Source organism: Polaribacter sp. Asnod1-A03 (assembly GCF_045063585.1).
In the GTDB taxonomy this organism is placed as follows: Bacteria; Bacteroidota; Bacteroidia; order Flavobacteriales; family Flavobacteriaceae; genus Polaribacter.
The window spans coordinates 470,634-489,419 of record NZ_JBEFOE010000009.1; the positions used below are offsets into that span (position 1 = coordinate 470,634).

The following is an 18,786-nucleotide window of genomic DNA, read 5'->3' on the forward strand; positions in this document are numbered from 1 at the left end:
CATTAAAGCTTACTTCATTTAAATTAGTAAAGAAATAATAAAAAATTATTCTAAGTACGAATAGATAAATAAAAATGAAAAATACATTTAAAAAGATGTATTTGATGTAATTTGGTATTTTTTTCATAGTAATTTACAAAAATATTAAATTAAATTTAATGTAAATTACTAAGTGCGCTATTTAATCTGAACCAAGTACTTTTTATCTAAAGCTGTTTTTCTTGTATTAGAATTTAAAAATTTAGAATTTATTTTACTAACACGAAAATTATCAATTTCTTTAATTATTTTAAAGTTAATGTTATGTCTCAATAAAAGTTGATATTCATTTTTATCTACAAAAAAAATGCGATCTTTTTCTTTACTAATCTGTAAACTATCAACTCTTTTTAAAGGTTCTTTTAAATAAAATTCAAATCCAAAATGCTTCTGTTTATTGTCTATTAGACTTCCTTTATTAGCATAATTATTATTTACAAACCTAGCAGCAGTTACACCTCCTTGATATTCTAAAATAGTAGGATAAAAATGAGTGAATAGGAAGCTATAAATATTTAAAAATATCAAACAAGAAAAGAAAAAAAGTTTTAAGGATTTATTTTCCTTAGAGTTTCTAATCACTTTAAATAGAAAGAATGAAGCTATAAGTAGAACAAAAAAGAAATAATTAATTTCTGGTTTGATGATAAAAAATAAATAAGTGATAAGTAATAGCCCTAAAATGTTTTGAAACCAAAGAATAACACGATAACTTTTTAAGCTTTTTTGATAGTGTTTTTCTAATTTAAAGATAAAATCGGCAACAATAATAGCCATAAATGGGAATACAATATTTGTATAATGTGCTAGTTGAAATTTACTTAAAGAGAAAATTAAAATGGTAAATAAGCTTCCGAAAATTGTATAGAATTCTTGTTTTTTAGCTACCTTTTTAATGTTTTGTTTTATTTTAAAAAAACTAGCAATGTAAAATAAGATTCCCCAAGGTAAAAAAGCCCATAAAATTGTATGAAAAAAGAAAAATTTATCTCCGCTACCTTTTATCGGAGCAGTATTAAAGAATCTACCAAATTGGCTATCCCAGAAGAAAAATTTAATACCAGAAGTATTGGTTTTATCAAATACTATTTTTTCTGGATGTAAATCGAATTGTATATATAATGTATAGATTTCTGGTAATATAAAAATGATTATTAAAAAAGCTGCTATAAACCATATTGGGTTTAGTAATTGTTTCCAATTTTGTTTAACAACTAGCTCTCCAAATAAAGCAAATACAATAGGGATTAAAGCAAAAATTCCTTTTGTCATTATGGCAAATGCAGAAAACAAACAAGCTAGAATTAAATAATAAAATTTATTCAGTTTTAAAAATCTATCGGTATAATACAAACTAGCAATTATAAACCCTGTTAAATAAGGTTCTGCTCTAACATCAAAATTAGAAATAACAGAATGTGTGGCGGTTGCTAAAATGATGGCCGCTATAAATGCTGTTTTTTTATTGTAGTTTTCTTTGGTGAATTTATAAGTCATCCAAATACCTAAAAAGAAAACAAGTACACCAGGTATTTTATAAGCAAAGTTAGAAACACCAAATATTTTGAAAGAAATTGCCGTTAACCAAAAGGGTAAATGTGGTTTATCTAACCAATCATATCCTAAAGAATAAAGGTTTATAAAATCATTATTTTCATAAATAGTTTTAGAAATGGTTCCGTATAGAGCAGCATCAGGATTTATTAAATCTAAAGACAACCCTAAAATTGTAACAATTAATATTAATAAAAAAACTAAAAAATAAGATTTGTTTTCGCGGAAACGTAGGTTGTTTAACATTGTATATTTTAACTCAGTGATTTGATAAATAAAAGATTAGAATAAATGAATTTACTCTTTTTTTAATCCTCTTTTTAATTTTTACTTCATAAAAAAGTAAAGTGGATAAAATTAGGAATAAAAAGTAGATTTTAAGTAAATTTGCGGTTAATAAACCTTAAAAAAAGAATATGAAGATATCATACAATTGGTTACAACAGTTTTTGCAGGTTGATTGGGAACCTATTAAAACAGGTGAGTTGTTAACTGATTTAGGATTAGAAGTAGAAGGAATTGAAACCAAAGAATCTATTAAAGGAAGTTTAAAAGGGATTGTTGTTGGTGAAGTTTTAACTTGTGTACAACACCCTAATGCAGATAGATTAAAAGTTACTACTGTAGATTTAGGATTAGAAGCACCTGTACAAATTGTATGTGGAGCGCCAAATGTAGCAGTAGGACAAAAAGTACCAGTTGCAACTATTGGTACAACTTTATATGATGATAAAGGAGAAGGTTTTAAAATTAAAAAAGGTAAAATTAGGGGAGAAGAAAGTCATGGAATGATTTGTGCTGAAGACGAATTAGGTTTGGGTAAAGGTCATAATGGAATTCTTGTTTTAGAAGAAAGTTTAGTTGTAGGAATGCCTGCAGCAGAAGTTTTTAATATAGAAACAGATTATGTTTTTGAAATTGGTTTAACACCAAATAGATCTGACGCAATGAGCCATTTTGGTGTTGCTAGAGACTTACGAGCAGGATTAATTCAAAAAGACATAAAATTAGAGTTAATTTCTCCGTCTGTTAGTAATTTTCATGTAGATGAAAGAACTTTACGTTTTGATGTAGAAGTAGAAGATAAAGAATTGGTACCTCGTTATTCTGGTATTACCATTACAGATATAGAAGTAAAAGAGTCGCCAGAATGGATTCAAAATAGGCTAAAAGCCATTGGTTTAATCCCTAAAAATAATATTGTAGATATTACTAATTATGTTTTACACGAATTAGGACAACCTTTACATGCTTTTGACGCTCAGAAAATTAAAGGAAATAAAGTTCTTATAAAAACACTAGAAGAAGGTACGAAATTTACCACTTTAGATGAAGTAGAAAGAGAATTATCATCCGAAGATATCATGATTTGCGATTCAGATTCTAATCCGCTTTGTATTGCGGGTGTTTTTGGTGGATTAGAATCTGGTGTAACAGAGTATACAACTTCTATCTTTTTAGAAAGTGCTTATTTTAACCCTGTTTCTGTTCGTAAAACAGCAAAAAGACACGCATTAAATACAGATGCATCTTTCCGTTTTGAAAGAGGTATCGATATTAACTTAACAAAATATGCTTTAAAAAGAGCTGCTTTGTTAATAGAAAAATATGCAGGAGGTAAGATGGCTTCTGATATTTCTGACTTTTATCCAGAAAAGATAGAAGATTTTCAAGTGTTTTTATCTTATGATAACGCTTATAGATTAATAGGGCAAGAGTTACCAAAAGAAACTATTAAAAACATTTTAGCTTCATTAGAAATTAAAATTAATAGCGAAACAGCCGGTGGTTTAGGGCTAACAATACCTTCTTATAGAACAGATGTACAAAGAGAAGCAGATATTATAGAAGAAATTTTAAGAGTTTACGGTTATAATAATATCGAGTTTTCGCATAAATTAAATACTTCTATTTCTTTTGATTCTAACAAAGAAATAAAAGTAGAAAATATTATTGCAAACCAATTAACTGCTCTAGGTTTTAATGAAACAATGGCAAATTCTTTAACAAAGCCAAAGTATACAAACTTATCGGAAAATATTAATGAGGCGGCAAATGTAGAAATGTTAAATCCGTTAAGTAACGATTTAAAAGTTTTACGTCAATCATTATTATTTAGTGGTTTAGAATCTGTTTCTTACAATATCAATAGAAAAAATAATTCATTACAATTTTATGAGTTTGGTAAAACATATCATAAATACAATGAATACCAAGAAAATAAACATTTAACGCTTTTTGTTACTGGTAACAGAACAAAAGAGAGCTGGAGTGTTGCTAATAAAACATCAGACTTTTTTTATCTAAAAGGTGTTATTACTTCTTTGTTAAGTAGATTAGGTTTAGACAAAGTAAAACCAACTCAGGTAAAACAAGATGTTTTTTCAGAAGGACTTTCTTTAAGTTTGGGTAAAACAAAATTGGTAGAATTTGGAGTTGTAAAACGTGCTGTTTTAAAGGAATTCGGAATTAAACAAGAAGTTTTATTTGCTGATTTTGATTGGGATGCCATTCTTAAGTTTATAGGAAATAAGCAAGTAAAAGTTTCTGATTTACCAAAATTCCCAACAGTAAAACGTGATTTAGCTTTATTGTTAGATACTAAAACAGAATTTAAAGAGGTTTATAATTTAGCTTTTCAATCGGAAAGAAAATTATTAAAAGAAGTAGATTTATTTGATGTTTACGAGGGAGATAAGTTACCAGAAGGTAAAAAATCTTATGCTGTTAGTTTTATGCTTCAAGATGAAACAAAAACATTAACAGAAAATCAAATTGATAAAATAATGCAAAAGTTACAGCAAACTTTCGAAAAGAGTTTAAATGCTGTTTTAAGATAATTTAAAAGCTCCTTTTATCAAGGAGCTTTTTTTTAGATTTATAATTATGTACAAATTACTAATAAGACCAATTTTCTTTTTATTTGATCCAGAAAAAGTGCACTATTTCACTTTTTCTTTAATAAGAATTTTATGTAAAATACCTTTTGTAGCTTCTATATTTAGAGGATTATATCAGGTAAATGATAAAAAGTTAGAGCGAAATTTATTTGGGTTAACTTTTAAAAACCCTGTTGGTTTAGCTGCTGGTTTCGATAAAAATGCTGTTTTATATAACGAGTTGGCAAACTTTGGTTTTGGTTTTGTAGAGATTGGTACAGTAACTCCTAAAGGGCAAGTTGGTAATCCTAGGAAAAGGTTATTTCGTTTAAAAGATGATAACGGAATTATTAATAGAATGGGTTTTAATAATGACGGAATGGAATCTGCCATTGAAAATCTAAAAAAGAACAAAGGAAAAGTAATTATCGGAGGAAATATCGGTAAAAATACAACCACACAACCAGAAGCTTATACCAAAGATTATTTAGAGGTTTTTGAGGCTTTACATGCTTATGTAGACTATTTTGTTTTAAATGTAAGTTGCCCTAATGTTGGTAGTCATGCAAAACTAAATGATAAAGATTATTTGGTAGAGTTAATAACAGCTTGTCAAAGTTTAAATAATCAACAAGAAAAACAAAAGCCTATTTTATTAAAAATTGCTCCAGATTTAAATGAAGTACAATTAGATGAAATTATAGATTTAGTAGCAGAAACAAAAATTGATGGAGTAATTGCTTCTAATACTTCTACTTCTAGAGATAATTTAAAAGTTTCTAAAGAACGTTTACAAGAAATTGGTAATGGAGGTGTTAGTGGTAAACCTATTAAAAATCAAAGTACTAAGGTGATTAAGTATTTAGCAGACAATTCTAATAAATCATTCCCGATTATTGGAGTAGGAGGTATACATTCTGCAGAAGATGCGTTAGAAAAAATAGAAGCAGGTGCAGATTTGGTACAAATTTATACTGGTTTTATTTATGAAGGACCAAGTTTAGTTAAAAAAATAAACAAAGCTATTTTATCTAAACAATAATTTTTCTTCTGTATAATTTAGAGGATTTGATAAAGTATGATAGAAACATTAATATCATTTGCTTTCGCAACTTCGATTTTAGCTTTAGCACCAGGACCAGATAATATTTTTGTTTTGATGCAAAGCATTGTAAATGGTAAAAAATATGGTCTAGCTACTGTTTTTGGGTTGATTTCTGGTTGTTTAGTGCACACAACACTATTAGCTTTTGGAGTTTCTGCAATTATAAAAGAATCTGAAAATTTATTTTTTATTATAAAAATATTTGGAGCAACTTACTTGTTGTATTTAGCTTTTAAAGTCTATAAATCGGATGCATCTATTGTTTTGTCTAATAATAATGTTGTTAAAAAAAGCACCAAACAATTGTTTAAACAAGGGTTTATAATGAATGTTTTAAACCCAAAAGTATCAATATTTTTCTTAGCTTTTTTTCCTGGTTTTCTTTTTAGTGATAAAATTAATCCGATTGTACAATTTTATGTCTTAGGATTGATATTTATGCTAATTTCGTTACTAATTTTCTCTTTAATAGCAATTCTTGCAGGAACGATATCAGAAAAAATTAAAGAAAATAATAAAATTGGATTCTATTTAAAATGGATTCAAGTTGTTGTATTTATTTTAATTGCTGTTTTTATTATGATTTAAGTTACTCCAAATCATTTAAATGGTTTGCCAAAACAAATCCCATACTAAAACAAGCTTGTAACAAATAACCTCCTGTTGGCGCATACCAATCTAACATTTCTCCGATAGCATAAGAATTTGGAAATTTTTTAAATTGTAAATTATCATCAATTTCATCTAAAGAAATTCCGCCTAAAGTAGAAATAGCTTTATTTATTTCTTCGGATGATTTTAAGGTTATAGGTACATTCTTTATAATTTTTGCCAATAAATCTAAATTAGAAAACGTATTTCTATCTGTAAATTGTTTTAATAGACCAATAGCAGTTCTATCTAATTTTAAAACTCGTTTTAAAAGATCTGTTACTTTAGAGTTTTTAGAATTCTTTAGTTTAGCCTTTATTTGAGCAACTGTCATAGTTGGTTTTAAGTCTAAATGAATAACAACATCATTCTCTTTACTTAGGTTTTCTTGAATTTTCTGGCTTAATGCATAAATGGCATTACCTTCTAAACCAAATTTAGAGACAACTAATTCTCCTTTAGAAAAATGATTCTTATAAGATAAAGCGATGTTTTTTAATGGTTTTCCTTCGTGTAAATTGATAAAATCTTTGTGCCAAATTACTTCAAAAGCACAATTAGCCGCTTTAAAAGGAACAATATTTATTCCTTTATTTTTAAAAATATCACTCCATTTACTATCAGAACCTGTAACTTTCCAACTTGCTCCACCCAAAGCAAAAACCGTTATATCAGAATTTACATCTTCTAAATTTTCGAAACATAAATCTCCACTTTCATTCCAACCAATCCATTTTGTATCTAATTGAAATTTTACATTATTGTTAGCAACGGCTTCTACAATTTTATTAAGAACTTCAATTGGTTTTTGATTTAAATCAGGAAAAACACGATTACTAGAACCAATAAATGTTGGAATATCTAAAGCATTTAACCAATCAATAAAATCTTTATTCGAGAATTTACGTAGTATTGGTTTTATAAAATTACTCGGAAAATATTTGTTTATAAAGGAATCTAAATCAGAATTAAATGTTAAATTCAATCCACCTTCTCCAGCGACTAAAAATTTACGTCCAACTTTCTTTTTTTGATCAAAAATTGTAACTTTATATTTTTTAGTATCTATTTGTGCTCCAAGTATTAAAGCAGCTGAACCTCCACCTATAATTGAAATTTTTTTCATCAAGAAAAATTGTTGTTTAAAGTGGTTGAATTATAGATTATTTGCACTAAAATTAGTTAGAAACTTTATCAATAGCCTTTAAAATGATGTTACATCCTTTTATAATTTCATCATCAGAAATTGTAAGCGGTGGTGTTATTCTTAAAGCACGTCCTTCAAAAAGTAAAAAGAAAAGAATTAACCCTTTGTCTAAACATTCAAAAACAACTTTAGCCGCCAATTCTGGTGTTTCTAAAATTGCAGCAAGCATTAAACCTTTACCTCTAATTTCTTTTATTGAAGGATGATTTAAGTGTTTTTTAATTAATTTTTCTTTTCGTAAACTTTCATTAATCAAATCGGCATTTATAATTTCTTTTATTGTTGCAACTCCTGCTGCTGCAATTACCGGATGACCAGCAAAAGTAGAAATGTGCCCCAGTTTAGGATTGTCTCTTAATAAACTCATTTTGTCAAATGAAGAAATAAAAGCACCAATTGGCATTCCGCCACCTAAACCTTTACCTGTAATTACAATATCTGGTATTACATTATAGTTTTCAAATCCCCAAAATTTTCCGGTTCTACTAACTCCTGTTTGAATTTCATCTAAAATTAATAAAGCTCCAACTTCTTTACAGCGTTCTTTTACTTTGTGTAAAAAATCATTTTTTGGTTCAATAAATCCTGCACCACCTTGTATGGTTTCTAAAATTACTGCAGCTGTTTTATGAGTAATTTTATCAATGTCAATTAGATTATTAAACTCAATAAAACGAGTTCCTGGTATTAAAGGTCTAAAAGCTTGGTTTTGTTTTTCTGTACCACAAACACTCATAGAACCCATAGTATTACCATGATAAGAGTTTTTTGCAGCAATTATTTCTGCTCTATTTGTAACTCTTTTAGCTAATTTTAAAGCTCCTTCTGTAGCTTCTGTACCAGAATTTGTAATGTAAACAGAATTTAGATTTTCAGGTGAATTTTTAGCTAATAATTTACACAACTCAACTTGCGGTTGTTGTATAAATTCGCCATAAACCATTACATGAGAAAATGTATCTAATTGATTTTTTATAGCATTTGTAACTTTTGGATGATTATGACCTAAACTATTTGCAGAAACTCCTGCAACAAAATCTAAATACTCTTTACCGGCAGAATCATAAATATAAGTTCCTTTTGCTTTGGATATTTCTAAAGCAAATGGATGAGGGGAAGTTTGTGCTTGATATTTAAAAAAATCGGTTTTCAATATTATTGTTTTTTACTTCTGATATCAGATTTACTCGGTTTTTTTCCGTCTTTCTTTTTAGGTTTTTCATCGACCTTCTTTGATGATTTTTCGACGTTTTCAGTTTCTTTTAGAGGAAGTTTTACATCATCAATAATAAAAATATCTTCCATTTTTTTAGGTTGTTCTTCTTCTCGCCAAATAAAACCTTTTAAAACCCTTACATCATCTGGTACTTTAGAAGGAGGATAGGTGTTACCATCTGATTGTTTTAAATACTTAATAGTTTCTATTTGACCGTCTGTTAAAGTAAATTCTATATTACTAGATATTTCTTTTGTAATTGTTTCTAAAATATGTGTTTCTTCGTTTCTATTAAAATAAACAGATTCTGCATTTCCTTTTACTAAAAGAGTTCTAATCTTATTATTCTCGAACTTACCAAACATATTTCTACCTTTAATTTGATTATAATCTTCTTTAGAGATAGAATCTTGAGAGATAACAAAAGAATTATTTAAAACTTTTAAGGAATCTAATTTTTCGGTTTCTACATTAGAAAGTAGATGGATTGTATCACCAGTAATTTGATTTTTATCAGACCAAATTACAGGATTTTTAAACATTTTGGTTAAACCAGTTTCTTGATTTGTATGAATAGAATCGCACTTACCTTGTAAATCTGACTTAAAGATTTTTACATTGTGGTAGGTTCTAACAATTCTTTTTTCTGGTTTACCGGTAACAAGTAAGGTATCTCCGTGTATAAACATAGAATCCTTTTCTACAATAGTAATTGCAACTGCTTTTTCAATAATAAATAAAGAATCTTTTAGTTCAAAAATTTCTGCATAATTACCTTTTGTAATAAAGTTCTGTACTGTATCTATTACTTTAATATTTTTAGTTGCAGAAGCAAAACCTTTATTTTTATCATAATACAAACTATCACCTTCTACAGTTCTTTCTTTTAGATAAAGTTTGGCATTTTTAACAAAATGAGAAATATCGGTTTTAGTATTATAAAACCCTTTTTCACAATAAATTCTATTCTGATTTTCTGTATTTGTTATGGTTGATGGCCCATATAGATAAGTAAGTCCAGATTCTGTATAATAGTCTAAATGATCGGATTCTAAGTGATGTTCTGGGTTTACAACTGTAACTCTAGAAGTTGCTGTAAATTTTTTATTTTCTAAATAGTAAGTACCTATTTTACTTTTTAGCGTATTTGTTTCATCTTTTATAGTTGCATAATTTAAATAGAACAATTTTTGATTCATTCTATCAAAATGAAGAGTATCTGTAGTTAACGTCATTGATGGATCTTTTAAAACTACATTACCCCAAGATAATGCTTGTTTAGAATTGGCATCGTAATCTGTGTAATCACTTGTTTGCGTAATTGTGTCCCCTTGTTTTATAAGTACATTACCAATAGCTTTAAAGAAGTTTTTTTCTTTGTAATATAATGCTTGTTGGCTAGTTAAAACAACGCCTTCATGAGTCATTTTTACATTACCTATTAAAATGGTTGCTCCTGGATATTTTTCCTCGTCAGCTTCTTGAATCTCTGCATTATAAACAATTTTTCTTGTTTGCGAATATGCAATGGTAGAAATAAGTATAAAAAATAGAATAAATATTCTTTTCAAAATAATAATTTTGAAGCAAAAATACTGAAAACTAAATGGCAATCTATTAAAGAAAAGTGAAATTTATTTTATTAGTTTTATTGAAGGTTATAAAATGTTCTTTCTAACTTTTTAGCTTTCGGAAATAAGATATTATTCTCTAAATGTATATGCTTTTTTAGTTCTTCTTCAAACTGTTGTAATTTAACGTATAAAACTTTTAATGTGTTGCAAGCATTTTCTGGTACTTTGTAATTATTGGTTAAAAAAGAAATACGTTTAAAGGTTTTACCTACTTTATTATGATCGTCTTCTAAAGCATCAATTGGTTCATTAAGAGGAGAGTGTATGATTTTGATCTTTTTATTTTTATTTTTTGCTTCAATAAGTTTTTTGATGTAAGGAAATAAAACTGTTTCTTCATTTTTCATGTGTTCTAACATTTCATCAGAAATATCTTGTATTAATTTATTTATTTCAATTAATTCTTTAATCTGTTTTCCATGAATTTTAACTGCTTTTTTACTACATTCTTTAAGTAATAAAACATTTTCTTCTTCATACTCATGATGAATATTGATTAAAAAATCAATCAAAAAATCTAATTCCCAAGAATTATAATCTTTTAAATAAAATTGATTAACACTTACAGATTTTAATTCTTCTAAAATTATTTCTGGTTTAATATTGTTTTCTTCGCATACTTTGGATAGTAACATATTACCATGAAAACTAAAATCTATTTTATATTTTTTAAAAATCGATGCCGTGTTTATGTTTTCGGTAACTATACCAGCTACACTTTTATTAATTAGAGACTTCATCTTTTTGTATTTTAAATTATACAAATTTGGCTCAGATTTAAACTTTAAAAAATGACTTTTATCACACTTTTATAGTATTAGAAACTAATAAATGAATTTGATGTGACTTCTAATATATAATTGTTCTAAACATAGAATTAATAGTATAAATTTCTTTTAGATGTTGAAGAATATTAAATCTTAAAATATGATATTGTACGATTTTATTCAATTTTTATGATAAATTATCATTTTTATCTTCAATATAAATATTAGTTCTTGTAATTTGCAAAAAAAAATATTTTTTGATGAAATCACCTTTTTATTTAACGAAAGAAGAAATGCAAGCATATGGCTATAAAATTGTAGACACTATTGTAAACCATTATGCAGATGAAGAAAATAAAAACCCTGTAAGTAAGGCTTCTAGAAAAGAAATGGATACACTTTTTTCTACAGAAGCGCCAGACGAAGCAACACCTGCTGATGAAGTCTTAGATTTTGTTACTAAAAATGTATTACCAAACAGTAGTATATCTACACACCCTAAATCTTTTTCTTTTGTACCTGGGCCAAGTAATTTTATTAGTACAATGGCAGATTCTTTAGCTACAGGTTTTAATATTTTTTCTGGTGGATGGATTGTTTCCCCTGCAGCTGCAGAATTAGAAATTGTTACTTTAAATTGGCTTTTAAAAATGTTTAATTTTCCTGTTTTAAAAGGAGGAGGGATTTTTACAAGTGGTGGATCCATGGCTAATTTAACAGCAATTACCACAGCCAGAAGAGTTAAATGTGGTGATGATTTTTCTAAAGCAATTATTTATTTATCAGACCAAGCACATTCTTCTAACATTAAAGCAATTAGAGTTTTAGGTTTTAAGAAAGAGCAAATAAAAATTATTCCAACAGATTTAGAGTTTAAAATAGGGATAAACAAGCTTAAAAATGAAATTGCAAGAGATAAATTAGAAGGTAAAAAACCATTTTGTATTATTGCTTCTGCAGGTACAACAAATACTGGTACTGTAGATCCTTTAGATAGGTTAGCAGATATTTGCGAAAAAGAAAATCTTTGGTTTCATGTTGATGGTGCTTACGGAGGTGCAGCAATTTTATCTAAAAAAGGAAGCAAAATTTTACAAGGAATAGAACGTGCAGATTCTTTAACAGTAGATCCTCATAAATGGTTTTTTCAACCATATGAAATAGGGTGTTTGTTGGTTAAAGATGCTTCTTGGTTAAGTAATACTTTTAGTGAAAAACCAGAATATTTAAGAGATATAGAAGGTAATGAATCTGAAATTAATTTTTATGATTATGGTATTCAGTTAACCCGAAGATTTAGAGCTTTAAAATTTTACATGTCTATAAAAACGTATGGTTTAAATGCCTTTAAAAAAGCAATAACATATAATATTGATTTAGCTGATAAAACAGAAGATTTATTGCGAGAAAGTAAAAATTGGGAAATCGTTTCTCCGGCTACTTTGGCTATTATTAATTTTAGATACAATCCTTTAAGTAAAAATTTAAATGAGAAGGAGTTAGATTCTCTAAATCAAGAGATTTCGGCTAAGGTTATAGAATCTAAAGAAGCGCTTTTAGTTACTACTGTTTTGCTAAATCAGGTTGTAATAAGAATGTGTTTAATAAACCCTAAAACAACTTTAAAACATGTTACAGATACTTTAAATCAGTGCGATAAATACGCCAAAGAAATTTTATTAGAATGGGATAAATAAGTTAAAATGGTTTTAAGAACTTGATAATAATCATGTTTTTCAGTTTTAAATAAGAATATATTGCGGTTTACAAAACATTTAAAATAAATGAAAAAAAACACGCATTCATTTCATATTCCAGTTATGGGAATTGGTTTTACAATTGACTCCCCTTTAAAAGTTGCACAATATGGTATAGATTCTGTTGTTTCTTTAGTTGATGATATTTTGGTAGAGAAAATGAGAAAGCTCTACAGCGAAAAATTAGAATTACCTTACAAAGAAATTACAGATAAAGTTGATGATTTTAGAGCTAAAAGAATTACTTCTTATTTAAATTTATTACATGATCAAACAGAGCAAAAATTTAATCAACTTAAAAATATTACTTCAGAAAAAAGTAAAGCACTAAGGGATTACATACATATGCTACCAGAGTATTCTAGTGTTAAAAAAGAATTTTTAAAGTTAACAGAAGAAAGTGTTGATTTTTCTAAACTAAAAGATTGGGCAAATAGAAACTTAACAATGGGTAGTATTGATGTAAATATTATGACCAAAGTTGATAAAGGAAATTACCAAGATAAAAAACTAATGTCAATTGAGTATAATGATGCTCATGCTGCTTTAAGGGGTTTTGCCGAAAGTAAATTAACTTCTTCTTTGGTCCTTTCTGCAGGTATGAACCCTCGTTTATATGCTTACATCAGTAATTTTAAAGACTTTTTTCCTGATAAAAATGGTTATATTAAAAAGAAAATAATTCTTAAAGTAAGCGATTATAGATCTGCATTTATACAAGGTAAATTTTTAGCAAAAAAAGGTTTATGGGTTTCTGAGTACAGAATTGAATCTGGTTTAAATTGTGGTGGACATGCTTTTGCTACTGATGGTTTTCTTTTAGGCCCAGTTTTAAAAGAGTTTAGAGAGAATAAAGAAGCTTTAAAAGAACAGACCCAAAACTTAATGTTTGAAGCTTTAAAAGACTCGAATAAAATTATTCCTAATACGGATTTAGAACTAAAAATTACAACACAAGGTGGAGTAGGTACAGAAGAAGAGCATTCTTTTTTAATGGAAGAATATCAATTAGATTCAGTAGGTTGGGGAAGTCCGTTTTTATTAGTGCCAGAAGCAACTAGCGTTGACGATAAAACGATGCAACAGCTTGCTAAAGCAAAAGAAGCCGATTTATATTTAAGCAATACTTCTCCTTTAGGTATACCTTTTAATACTTTAAAAGGAAATACTAAAGATATTCAAAAACAGGAATTAATTGACAAAGGAAGACCTGGTACTTCTTGTCCTAATAAATACATTTCTTTAAACAAAGAATTTAAAGAAAGTGGATTGTGTACTGCTTCAAGAGAATATCAGCATTTAAAATTAAAAGAATTAGATGCTTTAGAAATTTCGAATCAAGAGAAAGAATCAAGAAAAGAAAAAATTATCGAAAAATCATGTATCTGTGTTGGTTTAGGTACATCAACATTAATTTTAAATAATGTAAGTACAAAAAAAACTGGGGATGGAGTTTCTGTTTGCCCAGGACCAAATATGGCTTATTATGATAAAATAATGAGTTTAAAGGGAATTACGGATCATATTTATGGTAGAAAAAACATGATATCAAGATTAGATAGACCTAATGTTTTTATAAAAGAATTATCTCTATACATAACTCATTTACAAGATAAAGTTGATGAAATTAAGTCAGAAATAGATAAAAAGCAATTGAGATATTTATCTAAATTTAAAAACAATTTAGAAGCTGGTATTTATTATTATAATGAGGTATTTACAGAAAAGAAAGATTTTTTTGCATTACAAAAAGAAGTTCTTTTAAATGCTCTAAAAGTTGAACAAAATAAATTATCTCTAATAGGTTTAGAAATAGAAAACCTTAAATGATTACTTTTTAAGTAAAAAAAAGCATCTTTCATAAACAGAAAGATGCTTTTAAATTTATTATCGCAAGATAAATTATCTTGTAATTGTTTGCATTCTATCAGGACCAACAGAAACTATAGAAACTGGCACACCTGTTTCTTTTTCTATAAAAGCAACATAGTCCAATAAATTTTGTGGTAATTGATCCGCAGAAGTCATTTTTGTTAAATCGTCTTCCCATCCTTTAAATTCTGTATAGTTAACAGAAACATTTTCTGGCTCAATGTTATAAGGTAAATGACTAATTTCTTCACCTTTATAATTGTAAGATGTACATACTTTTAATGTATCAAATCCAGATAAAACATCACCTTTCATCATCATTAATTGTGTAACACCATTTACATCAACAGCATATTTTAAAGCTACTAAATCTAACCAACCACAACGTCTTGGTCTACCTGTTGTAGCACCAAACTCATGACCTACTTTTGCCATTGTAGCTCCGTCATTGTCAAATAATTCAGTAGGGAAAGGTCCAGAACCAACACGAGTAGTGTAAGCTTTAAAAATACCAAAAACATCTCCAATTCTATTTGGTGCAACACCTAAACCGGTACAAGCACCAGCAGCAGTTGTGTTAGAAGATGTTACAAAAGGGTATGTACCAAAATCAATATCTAATAAAGAACCCTGCGCTCCTTCTGCTAAAATCGTTTTCTTATCTTTAATAGCTTGGTTTAAAAATTCTTCACTATCAATAAAAGCCAATGTTTTTAATTTATCAATACCTTTTATAAACTCTGATTCTAATTCTTTTAAATCGTATTCTATTTGAACATCAAAGAATTCTAACATTTTAATGTGCTTTTCTGTTAAAGCATCGTATTTTTCTTTCCAGTTTTCTAATTCTAAATCTCCAACTCGCATTCCATTTCTACCAGTTTTATCCATATAAGTTGGACCAATACCTTTTAAAGTAGAACCTATTTTTGCTTTTCCTTTAGATGTTTCTGATGCCGCATCTAATAATCTATGCGTTGGTAAAATTAAGTGTGCTTTTCTAGAAATTAATAATTTAGAAGTATAATCTATATTATGTTTATCTAGGTTTTCTAATTCTTTTTTAAAGATAACAGGATCAATAACAACTCCATTACCAACAACATTTAATGCTGTTTTATGAAAAATCCCAGAAGGAATTGTATGTAAAACGTGTTTGTGTCCGTCAAAAATTAAAGTATGTCCTGCATTTGGACCTCCTTGAAAACGAGCAATGATATCGTAATTTTTAGTAAGTACATCTACAATTTTACCTTTACCTTCATCTCCCCATTGCAATCCTAGTAATAAATCTACAGCCATTAGTGTGTAATTTGATATTTTATTTTGTGTGTGTTTTGTTTAAGATTTGTTCTTTTTTGTTCCGTAAAAATATAGAGAATGACTATGAATATCAATATCAAAAATTTCTTCTATTGTTTTTTTTATAACCTGTATTCTTGGGTCACAAAACTCTTTTACTTCTCCTGTATCTGCAAAAATTACGTGATCGTGATTTTTATCAAAATAACTCTTTTCGTAACGCGCCATAGATTGTCCATCAAACTGATGTTTTCTTACTAGGCCACAACCCAAAAGTAAATCTATAGTATTGTATAGCGTAGCTCTACTAACTCTATAGTTTTTATTTTTCATTTTAATATAAAGTGATTCTATATCAAAATGTTCTTCAGAAGAATATATTTCCTGAAGAATTGCGTATCGTTCTGGTGTTTTTCTATGCTTTTTTTCTTCTAGGTATGCAGTGAAAACTTTTTTAACTACTTCTTGATTTTCAAGAGAATTACTCATTTACAAGTGATTTTTACAAAAAGCAAATTTACAGCTATTTATTAATAAATTAACAATTTTAATCAATTGATATTTACAAAGTATTAACACGTTCTACTTTTTTAACCCCTTCAATTTTTAAAAGGTTTGTTATCAGCTTGTTTAACTGAGAACTATTCTTAATACTAATAGAAAGTTTACCTTCAAATACACCATCATCTCCTTTAATATTTATGCTATTTATAAATACGCCCATATTACTAGAGATAAGACGAGTAACTTTATTTGCAATTCCTTTATTGTCAACACCTTCAATTTTTAATATTGCTTTAAACTCTTGTTTAGTAGAGTCTATCCACTTGGCCTGCATAATTCTATATGCATAGTTAGATTGCAAAGAAATAGCATTAGGGCAGTTCATTTTATGAACCTTAATACCATCATTTATAGTTAAAAATCCAAAAACTTTATCTCCTGGTATTGGGTTACAACATTTAGATAACTTATAATCTAATTTTTCTTCTTCTTTTCCAAAAACGAGTGCATCAAATTTATTATTAACTTCATCTGTTTCTGCAATAAAATCTTTATCAGAAGGTCCTCTTCGTAATTTTGTTTTAAAGAAATTTAAAATTTTACTGTTACGTTGAGAAACAAATGCTTTTAATTGTGTGTTATCAATAGCCCCATTACCAACTCTAAAGAATAAATCGAAACTTGTTCTAAGTTGAAAATAGTTTACAATTTCATTAATATTTTTATCATTATAATCAATTTTTAAATGACGTAGTTTACGTGATAATATTGCTTTACCTTCTTCTGCAATTAGTTTTTCTTCTTCTTTTAATGCTGCTCTAATTTTACCTTTTGCTCTGGCTGTAATCACAAAATCTAACCATCTTGCATTGGGTTTGTTTGTAGAGCTTGTTATTACTTCTATTTGGTCTCCACTTTTAAGTTGATGACTTAAAGGCATTAATTTACCATTTACTTTTGCACCTCTACAAGTTAAACCTACGTCTGTATGTATTGAAAAAGCAAAATCTAAAGCAGTTGCATTTTTTGGTAAAGATTTTAAATCGCCTTTAGGAGTAAATACATAAATCTCTTTAGAATAAAGATTTAGTTTAAAATTTTCTACAAAATCTACAGCATTTAAACTTTGAGTCTCTAGCGTTTCTTTTAACTTGTTTAACCAACTCTCTAAACCATTATCTTCACTTGTACCTTGTTTGTATTTAAAGTGTGCGGCATATCCTTTTTCTGCAATTTCATTCATCCTATTAGAACGAATTTGCACTTCTACCCATCTAGAATTTGGCCCAACAACTGTAATGTGTAAAGCTTCATAACCAGTAGATTTTGGTTGTGTAATCCAATCTCTTAATCTAGAGGGATTTGGTTTAAAGTAGTCTGTTACAATGGTGTAGATTTTCCAAGCATCAAATTTATCATCATTAGAGTTAGGTTTGTAAATAATTCTAATAGCATATTTATCATAAACTTCATCAAAAGTTACGTTTTGTTTAATCATTTTTCTACGGATAGAATAAATGGATTTAAAACGTCCTTTTATTTCATAATCAAAGTTTTCTTTATCTAAACCTGCTTTTAAAGTTTCTTCAAATTGATTTAAATAATTTAATTGATCTTCTTTACTTTCTTTAATTTTACTTAAAATACTATTATAAGCTTCTGGTTCTGTATATTTTAATCCTAAATCTTCTAATTCCGTTTTTATATTGTATAAACCTAATCTATGTGCTAAAGGAGCATAAATATATAATGTTTCTGATGCTATTTTAACTTGCTTATAACCAGGCATAGCATCCATTGTTTGCATATTATGCAATCTGTCTGCAATTTTTATTAAAATAACCCTAACATCATCATGTAATGTTAAAAGCATTTTTCTAAAATTTTCTGCTTGTATAGATGCATCTTGCTCTTTATTTAAACGAGAAATTTTGGTAAGTCCGTTTACAATTTTAGCAATAGTTTCACCAAAAAGACGTTCCATGTCTTCTATAGTATAATCTGTATCTTCTACAACGTCGTGTAAAAGGGCAGAAGCAATAGAAATTGCATCTAAACCAATTTCATAAGCCACAATTTTAGCAACAGCAATTGGATGAAAAATATAAGGTTCCCCAGTTTTTCTACGTTGCTTAGAGTGTGCTTCTACAGCTACATCAAATGCCTTTCTAATGAGTTCTTTATCTTCTTTAGATAAAACCTCATATGTTCCTTTTAGTAAATCTTTGTAACGATTTGCTATTTCTTTATTTTCTTCTTCTATTGTAGCGTTGTATTCCATAAGTTATACTTTTGAAAA

At 27.8% G+C, this 18,786-nt stretch carries 13 protein-coding genes; 5 read left to right on the forward strand and 8 right to left on the reverse strand.

All coding sequences use genetic code 11. The annotated features are described in order from the left end of the window. Positions 1-177 precede the first annotated feature (177 nt). A complete protein-coding gene (locus ACJJVY_RS02485) occupies positions 178-1,839 on the reverse strand; it encodes an ArnT family glycosyltransferase (protein WP_405604786.1) in 1,662 nt (553 codons plus the stop codon). A gap of 170 nt (positions 1,840-2,009) precedes the next feature. Here ACJJVY_RS02485 and pheT point away from each other — a divergent pair, with 170 nt between their 5' ends. From pheT to ACJJVY_RS02500, 3 genes are read left to right on the forward strand one after another with little or no spacing between them, the layout of a single operon-like run. Next, positions 2,010-4,433, forward strand: a complete 2,424-nt coding sequence (pheT, locus tag ACJJVY_RS02490) for a phenylalanine--tRNA ligase subunit beta (RefSeq protein WP_405604788.1) — start codon at positions 2,010-2,012, stop codon at positions 4,431-4,433. Positions 4,434-4,479: 46 nt separating this feature from the next. Continuing rightward, the gene (locus ACJJVY_RS02495; protein WP_405604790.1) at positions 4,480-5,514 is read left to right on the forward strand and encodes a quinone-dependent dihydroorotate dehydrogenase; all 1,035 of its coding nucleotides are present in this window, start codon (positions 4,480-4,482) and stop codon (positions 5,512-5,514) included. A 36-nt stretch (positions 5,515-5,550) separates the two neighbouring features. Then, positions 5,551-6,165, forward strand: coding sequence for a LysE family translocator (locus tag ACJJVY_RS02500; RefSeq protein WP_405604792.1), 615 nt, complete (start codon positions 5,551-5,553; stop codon positions 6,163-6,165). Between the two features lies 1 nt (position 6,166). Here ACJJVY_RS02500 and ACJJVY_RS02505 read toward each other — a convergent pair whose 3' ends face one another. From ACJJVY_RS02505 to ACJJVY_RS02520, 4 genes are all read right to left on the reverse strand, one after another. Next, entirely contained in the window at positions 6,167-7,354 is a 1,188-nt protein-coding gene (locus ACJJVY_RS02505; RefSeq protein WP_405604794.1) for an NAD(P)/FAD-dependent oxidoreductase, read from the reverse strand. 52 nt (positions 7,355-7,406) lie between these two features. After that, a complete protein-coding gene (locus ACJJVY_RS02510; protein WP_405604796.1) occupies positions 7,407-8,588 on the reverse strand; it encodes an aspartate aminotransferase family protein in 1,182 nt (393 codons plus the stop codon). A gap of 2 nt (positions 8,589-8,590) precedes the next feature. Beyond that, positions 8,591-10,222: an OstA-like protein gene (locus ACJJVY_RS02515; RefSeq protein ID WP_405604798.1), complete on the reverse strand. Its 1,632-nt coding sequence runs from the start codon at positions 10,220-10,222 to the stop codon at positions 8,591-8,593. Between the two features lie 77 nt (positions 10,223-10,299). Further along, entirely contained in the window at positions 10,300-11,025 is a 726-nt protein-coding gene (locus tag ACJJVY_RS02520; RefSeq protein ID WP_405604801.1) for a DUF542 domain-containing protein, read from the reverse strand. A gap of 287 nt (positions 11,026-11,312) precedes the next feature. Here ACJJVY_RS02520 and ACJJVY_RS02525 point away from each other — a divergent pair, with 287 nt between their 5' ends. Both ACJJVY_RS02525 and ACJJVY_RS02530 read left to right on the forward strand, forming a co-directional pair. Beyond that, positions 11,313-12,749: a pyridoxal phosphate-dependent decarboxylase family protein gene (locus ACJJVY_RS02525; protein ID WP_405604803.1), complete on the forward strand. Its 1,437-nt coding sequence runs from the start codon at positions 11,313-11,315 to the stop codon at positions 12,747-12,749. 87 nt (positions 12,750-12,836) lie between these two features. Beyond that, the gene (locus ACJJVY_RS02530) at positions 12,837-14,639 is read left to right on the forward strand and encodes a hypothetical protein (protein ID WP_405604805.1); all 1,803 of its coding nucleotides are present in this window, start codon (positions 12,837-12,839) and stop codon (positions 14,637-14,639) included. Positions 14,640-14,711: 72 nt separating this feature from the next. Here the strand turns inward: ACJJVY_RS02530 and ACJJVY_RS02535 are convergent, their stop codons facing one another. The 3 genes from ACJJVY_RS02535 to ACJJVY_RS02545 form a co-directional block, all read right to left on the reverse strand. Further along, positions 14,712-15,983, reverse strand: coding sequence for an adenylosuccinate synthase (locus tag ACJJVY_RS02535; RefSeq protein ID WP_405604807.1), 1,272 nt, complete (start codon positions 15,981-15,983; stop codon positions 14,712-14,714). Positions 15,984-16,022: 39 nt separating this feature from the next. Continuing rightward, positions 16,023-16,472, reverse strand: coding sequence for a Fur family transcriptional regulator (locus tag ACJJVY_RS02540; RefSeq protein WP_405604809.1), 450 nt, complete (start codon positions 16,470-16,472; stop codon positions 16,023-16,025). 73 nt (positions 16,473-16,545) lie between these two features. Then, positions 16,546-18,768, reverse strand: coding sequence for a RelA/SpoT family protein (locus ACJJVY_RS02545; protein ID WP_405604811.1), 2,223 nt, complete (start codon positions 18,766-18,768; stop codon positions 16,546-16,548). Positions 18,769-18,786 lie beyond the last annotated feature (18 nt).